The organism is Celeribacter marinus, from assembly GCF_965656515.1.
In the GTDB taxonomy this organism is placed as follows: domain Bacteria; phylum Pseudomonadota; class Alphaproteobacteria; order Rhodobacterales; family Rhodobacteraceae; genus Celeribacter; species Celeribacter marinus_D.
Genome location: NZ_CBFHKW010000056.1, coordinates 4,822 through 13,127, shown reverse-complemented (window position 1 = coordinate 13,127; position 8,306 = coordinate 4,822). Strand labels below are relative to the sequence as shown.

Sequence of the window (8,306 nt, the reverse complement as noted above, 5' to 3'; positions counted from 1 at the left end):
CGGTCCCAGACCCCAAAACACCCCCCAAGGACTCTCCCGATGCCTGATGAACTCGAAGACATCCATCCGCTCTTTCACGGTGCGCCCTCGACCACCGAATTCAAAAAGCTACGCAAACGGATTGTGCGCAATACACGCGAAGCGATTGAGCAGTACGGCATGATCGAACGCGGCGCGAAATGGCTGGTGTGCCTCTCGGGCGGGAAAGACAGCTATACTCTTTTGGCCGTGCTGTATGAGCTTAAATGGCGCGGACTTTTGCCTGTCGAGCTGATCGCATGTAATCTCGATCAGGGTCAGCCCAACTTTCCCGCAACGGTTCTACCCGCGTTTCTTGAGAAAATGGGCGTTCCGCACCGCATTGAATACCAAGACACCTACTCAATTGTGATGGACAAGGTCCCCGCGGGGCGCACCTTTTGCGCGCTATGTTCGCGCCTGCGCCGTGGCAACCTGTACCGGATCGCGCGCGAAGAGGGCTGTTCGGCGGTTGTGCTCGGCCACCACCGTGATGACATCCTAGAAACCTTTTTTATGAACCTGTTTCACGGTGGACGCGTTGCGACGATGCCACCAAAACTGGTCAACGAAGAGGGCGATCTCTTTCTCTATCGCCCCCTTGCCCACGTAGCCGAAGTCGATTGTGAGAAATTCGCAACCGCCATGAACTACCCCATCATTCCATGTGATCTGTGCGGCTCCCAAGACGGGCTACAACGCCAACAGGTCAAACAAATCCTTGATGGCTGGGAAAAAAATGCCCCCGGACGCAGACAGGTGATGTTCAAAGCGCTCACGAACATTCGCCCCTCTCATATGCTCGATCCAAAACTATTTGATTTTGCCGGATTGGAACTTTCGGAAAAAGGCGAAGAATCTACAGATATTCCGCGCCTGCGTTAACCTGACAGCCACCTTTTTGCACGTATTTATCACTCAAGGATCGCCCACATAGACGGCGCGATGGATGAGGTGGCACGTGAAAAAACCAGTTGCAGTTCCAGATTTTGCGACCTTGCGCCGTATCGCGGCCAAGCCCCAGAGCATTGCTTTTCTTCCTGCGATATTTCTGGCCGCCTACTGGTTTGGGGGCGAGGCCGCGCTCATTGTATCCTCGGTGATATTTCCCGCAGCTGTCTATGCGTTTTACGCGGACCGCGCGCGCCCACACCAAAGAGATGGACAAACGGGCCTACCGCTTCGCCCTGCTTTTATTACGACACTTGATGGCGTTTTGGAGACATCTGTCGCCAACGGGCGCACAACCGCGTGCCTCATGATCGAAATTGAGAACCTTGGCGCGATATCTGCGTCCTATGGCGTTGAAACCACGCATACGTTACAAAAAATCGCGGCAAAACGCATTGTCGAGACGGTAAGAGAGCACGATATCGTAGCAAAGCTGGCTGAGAGCCGTTTTGCAGTTGCTCTTGCGCCCGTCCATCGCGCCGACCTTGAGACCTTGATACAACTGTCGTCTCGCATTCAGGCCGCCCTCGCAGAGCCATATTCTATCAATGCATCCAAAATATATGGATCGGCATCAATCGGATTTTGCACCCCCACGCGCGCGCCAGCACAAACCGCAGCGGCGTATATAGATGCCGCAGAGGTGGCGCTTTTGGACGCCATCCATAACGGCTCGGGTTCAATTCGGGCCTACTCGTCAGACCTCACCGGACGCCAATCGGCACAAACCTGCGATCCTGATGAACTCGGAGCGGCCCTTGAAAACGGGCACATCGTTCCGTGGTTCCAACCCCAAGTATCGACAGACACAGGCGAAGTGACGGGAATGGAGGCCTTGGCACGCTGGGAGCATCCCGAGCGCGGCGTGATTCTCCCCGCCACATTTCTTCCCGTGTTGGAAGAGCTTGGGCTTTTGGAGCGTCTGGGTGAGGTGATCCGGTTTCACGCCCTGTCCGCGCTCCGCGACTGGGATCAAGGCGACATCAAAATCGGTTCGATCTCTGTTAATTTCACGGCCACCGAACTTGCAAACCCGAAGCTGGTGGAAAAGCTGACTTGGGAATTGGACCGGTTTGACCTATCGCCTGACCGTCTCGAAATTGAAATATTGGAAAATGTTATTGCCGCAACTGATGATGACATCATCCCGCGCAATATAAGGGCGCTCAAGGCAATTGGGTGTCGTATCGACCTTGATGACTATGGAACGGGTCACGCCTCGATTGCGAATATCCGCCGGTTTTCCGTGGACCGGATAAAGATTGATCGCTCCTATGTGGCGCGTTGTGATCGTGACCGCGAACAACAAAACATGCTGACTGCAATTTTGACAATGGCAGAGCAATTGAACTTGGAAACTCTGGCTGAGGGCGTTGAAACGCTCGGAGAGCACGCGATGCTTGCCCAACTTGGATGTGGATACGTGCAGGGATTTTCAGTGTCGCGCCCTCTCCCCGAGGCAAATGTAAGCGCATGGTTGGCGCAACATAATACAAAAATTGCATCGACTCCACCCATCGGGCGTCATGCGGGATAAGCTGGTAAACGCCCTGCACGCGCCTCACACCGTTAAGTTTGCCGCAAAACACCCCATTTTCGGGCAAAACAGCTTGACCTTTCGGCTCTAGGCAGATTGAACCTGCACAGATATAATTCCAAAAATCAGGCGGCCGGAATGGACGATCAAAACAAGAATCTGATCCTTGCAGTTGTGCTTAGCGGGATCGTGTTGCTCACGTGGACATACTTTTTCCCCGCGCCGGAGCCAGTCATAGATCCGAACGCACCTACAGTTCAGCAAAGTGTGGCATCTCAAGGCGCAGCGGGCGACACAATCGCGCTTGCCCCGCCCTCAACCGATGCGGGCATAACGACAAATGGCGCGGTCACGCAACCTGCCACAACGGTTTCAGATGCGCCACGCATCGACATCGAGACGGACCGCGTTGTCGGATCGATTTCGCTGATCGGTGGCCGGATTGATGACCTGTCCCTCAAAGACTACAAAACCGAGCTGGATAGCGACGAGATTGTCACATTGCTGACCCCCGTGGGGTCCGATGCGCCATATTACGCGGTATATGGTTGGGCACCCGGTGGCGATCTGACCGGTGCTGACGTGCCGAGTGCGAACACCGAGTGGTCCGTTGAAAGCGGCACTGCTCTTGGTCTGGACGCCCCTGTGACCCTCGCTTGGGAAAACGATAGCGGCCTGGTGTTTCGTCGGACAATTTCCATCGACAAAGACTACCTCTTCACAATCACACAGTCCGTTGAAAACAAAGGGGCCGATGCCAAACGTATGGCGGCCTACGGGATTGTCGCACGCCATGGCACCCCTGAAGTGTCCCGCTACTTTGTACTGCACGAGGGTCTTGTCCGCTTGACGGACAAAACACTCGAAGAGGCCGATTACAAAGACATTGCAGACTATGACATGGTCGCACGCGAGGGCGCACAAGCCTCCGTCGCTCAGGTTGAAGAAAACGGTTGGGTCGGCTTTACCGACAAAAACTGGATGACCACACTCGTTCCGCAACCCGGTCAATCCTTCACCTCCGTTGTGAAATACGTGGCAAACTCGGAAATTTACCAAGTAGAAAGCCGCCTACCCGCGCAAACCATTGAACCAGGCGCGTCGGTTGAAAACACCACCTATCTGTTTGCTGGCGCAAAGGAATGGGAGGCGATCAAGCGTTATCAAGACGAAGTCGGCATCTATCACTTTGTCGATTCGATTGATTGGGGCTGGTTCTTCTTCTTCACCAAACCAATCTTCCGTCTGCTACATGCTCTGAATGCCATTATTGGCAACATGGGCTGGTCGATTATCGTTCTGACGCTGATCATCAAAGGCATCATGTTCCCGCTCGCCTACAAATCCTACGTCTCTATGGCGCGGATGAAAGAGCTTCAGCCAGAAATGGAAAAGCTTAAGGAAGAGGCTGGTGATGACCGCGAGAAGATGCAGCGCGGGATGATGGACCTCTACAAAAAGAACAAGGTGAACCCTGCCTCGGGCTGTTTGCCACTGATCCTACAGATCCCCGTGTTCTTCTCACTTTATAAGGTGATTTTCGTCACAATCGAATTGCGGCATGCCCCATGGCTCGGCTGGATTCGCGACCTCTCAGCCCCCGATCCATCGTCGATCCTGAACCTGTTTGGCCTGCTGTCTTTCACACCGCCCGAGCCTGGTTCGATATTCGCGATCCTATCGCTTGGTATTTTGCCGATCGTGCTCGGTATCTCAATGTGGCTTCAGCAAAAGCTGAACCCCGCGCCCACCGACCCAAGCCAAAAAATGATCATGGCGTGGATGCCATGGGTGTTCATGTTCATGCTCGGCAGCTTTGCCTCCGGTCTCGTCCTTTACTGGATCGCGAACAACACAATCACATTTACGCAGCAGTACCTGATCATGCGCAGCCACGGCCATAAGCCGGAAGTTCTGGGTAATATCTTGGGTTCGTTGCGCTCAAAGAAAAAGGAGGACGCGTCCTAACGGGCGCGTCTCACTCATGAAGCTTACATTCCCCATCGTAGAACCAGATGCTGCATCCTTGGAAAAGGGTCGTTTGCTGTTTGCAGGCGAGACCGACTTTGTCAAAGGTGTCGTCGCAATGGACGGTATGCCGCCAGATGACCGCATCGAAGTCTGTTTTGCAGGGCGCTCGAACGTTGGCAAATCATCACTGATCAACGCGCTAACAGGGCGCAAGGCACTCGCACGAGCGTCCAACACACCTGGTCGCACACAAGAGATCAACTTCTTCACCTGCGGTGAGAGCCACTACCTTGTGGACCTTCCGGGGTATGGCTACGCCAAGGCCCCGATCAAAACAGTCGAGAAATGGCAACGTCTCCTGAAAGCCTACCTGTCTGGTCGCGCGACTCTGCGCCGTGCATTCGTTCTCATCGATAGCCGTCACGGCGTGAAATCTGTCGACGAAGAGATCATGACACGTCTCGACAAATCCGCAGTCACATTCCAAGTGGTGATGACCAAAGCGGACAAGGTGAAAGACGTCGAGCGTGAAAAAATTATGCAGCAAGTCCGTGAAAAGATCGCGCAACACCCAGCCGCCTACCCCGAGATGATCGTTACGTCCTCGGAAAAAGGCTGGGGTGTGGATGTCCTGCGTGCGGTTATTGCCAATCTCGTTTGATCCGAACATCAGTAATCTGCTCCCCTGCACCGCCTTGCAGGAGTCAGCCCCTTCACGGTATTGATGGATAACGCTCGTCAATGGATGCCATGGATATGAAGAAGCAAGATATGAACAGAGACTGGATCGCCACCGCCCGCACTCTTTCCCAAGCACTGCCATTCTTGCAGCGCTATGAAGGCGCCACTGTGGTCATCAAGTTGGGTGGGCACGCCATGGGCTCTGATGAAGCCATGGAAGATTTCGCCCGTGATGTCGTTCTCATGCAGCAAGTCGGGGTCAAACCCGTCATCGTTCATGGTGGCGGCCCGATGATCAACCAGATGCTGGATAAACTCGGTATCGAGAGTACGTTCGTGAATGGCAAGCGGGTCACAGACAAGACAACTGTTGAAGTCGTCGAAATGGTGTTGTCCGGACTTGTGAACAAGCGGATTGTGCAGGCGATAAACGGACAAGGAGGGCGCGCAGTCGGCATATCCGGCAAGGATGCCAACCTCATGATCTGCGAACAGACAAATGCTGATTTGGGCTTTGTTGGAACGCCCGTAGACATGGACCCGCGCATCATTCGTGAACTTGGCGATGAAAACCTCATTCCGGTGATTGCGCCGCTTGGTGCGGGTAAAAACGGTGAAACCTTTAACGTGAATGGCGATACGGCCGCAGGTGCGATCGCGGGCGCGCTGAAAGCTGATCGTCTGCTGTTGCTCACTGATGTTTCTGGCGTCAAAGGCAGCGATGGCGAGGTGCTCACCGCCCTTAACTCAGAGCAGATTATTGAGCTCACCAACGAGGGGGTGATTGCCGGAGGCATGATTCCCAAGACTCAAACGGCACTTGACGCACTCAAAGAGGGTGTTCGCGCTGTGGTCATCTTAGATGGTCGCGCCCCTAACGCCTGTTTGCTTGAGCTCTTTACAGAGCACGGGGCCGGTTCTCTTATTCGAGACACTCAACCCACTATACGGCCGCAAAGCGCGTAATGACTTTGCGCCTTATTGCAATGCGTCATGCCAAATCAAGCTGGGGAGACCCTCTGCTGACGGATTTTGAACGCCCTCTCAATGAGCGCGGGCAGACTGACGCTCTTGCAATGGGGAAATGGCTTTCACAAAAGGGCTATATCCCCGATACAGTGATCCTGTCATCCTCTGTGCGCACCACACAGACCTGTGCGTGCGTTCTAAACGCGTTCGATGCTGCGCCTGACCAGTCGTCGACAAAAGCGCTCTATCACGCGCCTGATTTCCAGATTCTGCGTGCCCTCGCACAGGCCAAGGGTGACACGGTTCTGCTCATTTCCCATAATCCAGGTATCGGAGATTTCGTTTCGCACTTTGCGTCTCACCCCGTCGCTCACCCCGACTTTGTCCGCTACCCAACTTGTGCAACAGCAGTGTTTGACGTCGACGTGGCCACATGGGCGCAGGCAAAGTTCGGCGAAAACCGTGTAATTGATTTCATCACGCCGCGCGCATTAAAATCTTAAACCACACAGAATGCGAAATACGAAAAGGGCGCCACATCGGGCGCCCTTTTGTTTGTCTCGACTTGCGCGGACGCGTTAGTGACCCAAAATTTGGCTCAAGAACAGTTTGGTGCGATCTGACTGCGGGTTGTTAAAGAACTCTTCCGGTTCGTTTTGCTCCACGATCTGGCCTTGGTCCATAAAGATCACGCGGTTGGCGACCTGACGGGCAAAGCCCATCTCGTGGGTCACGCACAACATGGTCATGCCCTCCTCGGCGAGCTCGATCATTGTATCCAACACTTCTTTGATCATCTCTGGATCGAGGGCCGATGTCGGCTCATCGAACAGCATGATGCGTGGCTGCATACATAGTGAGCGCGCGATAGCCACACGTTGTTGCTGACCACCTGATAACATGCCGGGATACTTGTCAGCCTGCTCGGGGATTTTCACCTTTTCGAGGAAATGCATTGCAAGTGCTTCTGCTTCCTTCTTGGGTGTTTTGCGAACCCACATGGGGGCAAGCGTGCAGTTTTCCAAAATGGTCAAATGCGGAAAGAGATTGAAGTGCTGAAAACACATTCCAACTTCAGATCTGATCTTGTCGATGTTTTTGAGGTCTGAGGACAACTCAGTACCATCTACAATAATCTGACCTTTTTGGTGCTCTTCAAGACGGTTGATACAACGGATCATCGTCGATTTACCCGATCCTGACGGCCCTGCAATAACGATCCGCTCACCTTGATTGACGGTCAAATTGATATCGCGAAGGACGTGAAAATCGCCATACCATTTGTTCATATTGGTAATCTGAATTGCGACCTTATCGGAAACCTGCATCTGGCTGCGATTGATCGTGCGTTCTTGTACGAGAGACATGTTCTGGTCTCCTTTCTTAATGATGATCTGTGCGCAGCTTGCGCTCTAGCCACTGGGAATATTGCGACATTGCAAAGCAACTGACCCAGAAAACCAACCCGATGAAGATAAACAATTCCCAATACACGCCGTTCCATGCCGAGTTGGCGCGAATGGCGTTTGACAGGCCAAGCATGTCAAAGATGCCGATAAACATCACCAACGTGGTGTCCTTAAACAGCCCGATAAAGGTGTTCACGATACCCGGAATAGAGATCTTCAAGGCCTGCGGCATAATGATGAGGCGCTGCGCCTTCCAATAGTCGAGACCAAGAGCATCGGCCGCCTCGTATTGCCCTTTAGGCAGCGCCGCGAGACCACCACGGATCACCTCGGCCATATAAGCAGAGGCAAACATCGTCACCATAATGATAACGCGGACGGTCAAATCGAAAGACGTGTTGGGCGGCAAGAAGTAGTTCAAGATCAAGGACGCCGTGAACAATAAGGTGATCAGCGGCACGCCACGAATGAACTCGATGAAGCCAACGCAGATCGCTTTTACAATCAACAAGTCAGACTGCCGACCAAGAGCCAAAACGACACCGATGGGCAATGACATAGCAATACCTGCGATACCGATGATCACGCAGATCATAAAGCCACCAAGTTCGCGGCTCTCAACTTCTAGCAAGTGCCCCACTGGCATGGTCGCATCAAGCATGGATACAACGGCTGAACCCACAAAAATGAACCATACAAATGCCGCAGCTAGCCCTATGAAAAGCGCAATTAGGTCGCCAAAGCGCGCCGCGATCCGCATCGCTACAAAG

The 8,306-nt window shown here is 53.5% G+C and carries 8 protein-coding genes; 6 read left to right on the top strand and 2 right to left on the bottom strand.

Annotated elements, in window-relative coordinates:
* Window positions 1-39: 39 nt before the first annotated feature.
* The 6 genes from ttcA (at window position 40) to ACTG34_RS11350 (ending at window position 6,630) form a co-directional block, all read left to right on the top strand.
* A complete protein-coding gene (gene ttcA / locus ACTG34_RS11375; protein ID WP_439105022.1) occupies window positions 40-903 on the top strand; it encodes a tRNA 2-thiocytidine(32) synthetase TtcA in 864 nt (287 codons plus the stop codon).
* Between the two features lie 76 nt (window positions 904-979).
* Window positions 980-2,506, top strand: a complete 1,527-nt coding sequence (locus ACTG34_RS11370; protein WP_439105021.1) for a putative bifunctional diguanylate cyclase/phosphodiesterase — start codon at window positions 980-982, stop codon at window positions 2,504-2,506.
* Between the two features lie 138 nt (window positions 2,507-2,644).
* Complete coding sequence (gene yidC, locus ACTG34_RS11365) at window positions 2,645-4,474, top strand: membrane protein insertase YidC (RefSeq protein WP_439105020.1); 1,830 nt, start codon at window positions 2,645-2,647, stop codon at window positions 4,472-4,474.
* Window positions 4,475-4,490: 16 nt separating this feature from the next.
* Complete coding sequence (gene yihA / locus ACTG34_RS11360) at window positions 4,491-5,138, top strand: ribosome biogenesis GTP-binding protein YihA/YsxC (RefSeq protein ID WP_342841728.1); 648 nt, start codon at window positions 4,491-4,493, stop codon at window positions 5,136-5,138.
* Window positions 5,139-5,233: 95 nt separating this feature from the next.
* Complete coding sequence (gene argB, locus ACTG34_RS11355) at window positions 5,234-6,124, top strand: acetylglutamate kinase (RefSeq protein ID WP_439105019.1); 891 nt, start codon at window positions 5,234-5,236, stop codon at window positions 6,122-6,124.
* On the top strand, window positions 6,124-6,630 hold the full coding sequence (locus ACTG34_RS11350; RefSeq protein WP_439105018.1) for a SixA phosphatase family protein: 507 nt from the start codon (window positions 6,124-6,126) through the stop codon (window positions 6,628-6,630). Before argB ends, ACTG34_RS11350 begins: the two co-directional genes overlap by 1 nt.
* A 75-nt stretch (window positions 6,631-6,705) precedes the next feature.
* On the opposite strand, the gene ACTG34_RS11345 is transcribed toward ACTG34_RS11350, so the two are convergent.
* Window positions 6,706-7,494, bottom strand: coding sequence for an amino acid ABC transporter ATP-binding protein (locus tag ACTG34_RS11345; protein WP_439105017.1), 789 nt, complete (start codon window positions 7,492-7,494; stop codon window positions 6,706-6,708).
* 16 nt (window positions 7,495-7,510) lie between these two features.
* Window positions 7,511-8,306 (bottom strand): amino acid ABC transporter permease (locus ACTG34_RS11340; RefSeq protein WP_439105016.1); only part of this gene is annotated, 796 nt, incomplete at its 5' end.

Bases quoted from the DNA above. Each gene is read 5' to 3' on its own strand.
- ACTG34_RS11350 (WP_439105018.1), top strand. From the start codon at position 6,124: ATGACTTTGCGCCTTATTGCAATGCGTCATGCCAAATCAAGCTGGGGA.
- yihA (WP_342841728.1), top strand. From the start codon at position 4,491: ATGAAGCTTACATTCCCCATCGTAGAACCAGATGCTGCATCCTTGGAA.
- argB (WP_439105019.1), top strand. From the start codon at position 5,234: ATGAAGAAGCAAGATATGAACAGAGACTGGATCGCCACCGCCCGCACT.
- ttcA (WP_439105022.1), top strand. From the start codon at position 40: ATGCCTGATGAACTCGAAGACATCCATCCGCTCTTTCACGGTGCGCCC.
- yidC (WP_439105020.1), top strand. From the start codon at position 2,645: ATGGACGATCAAAACAAGAATCTGATCCTTGCAGTTGTGCTTAGCGGG.
- ACTG34_RS11345 (WP_439105017.1), bottom strand. From the start codon at position 7,494: ATGTCTCTCGTACAAGAACGCACGATCAATCGCAGCCAGATGCAGGTT.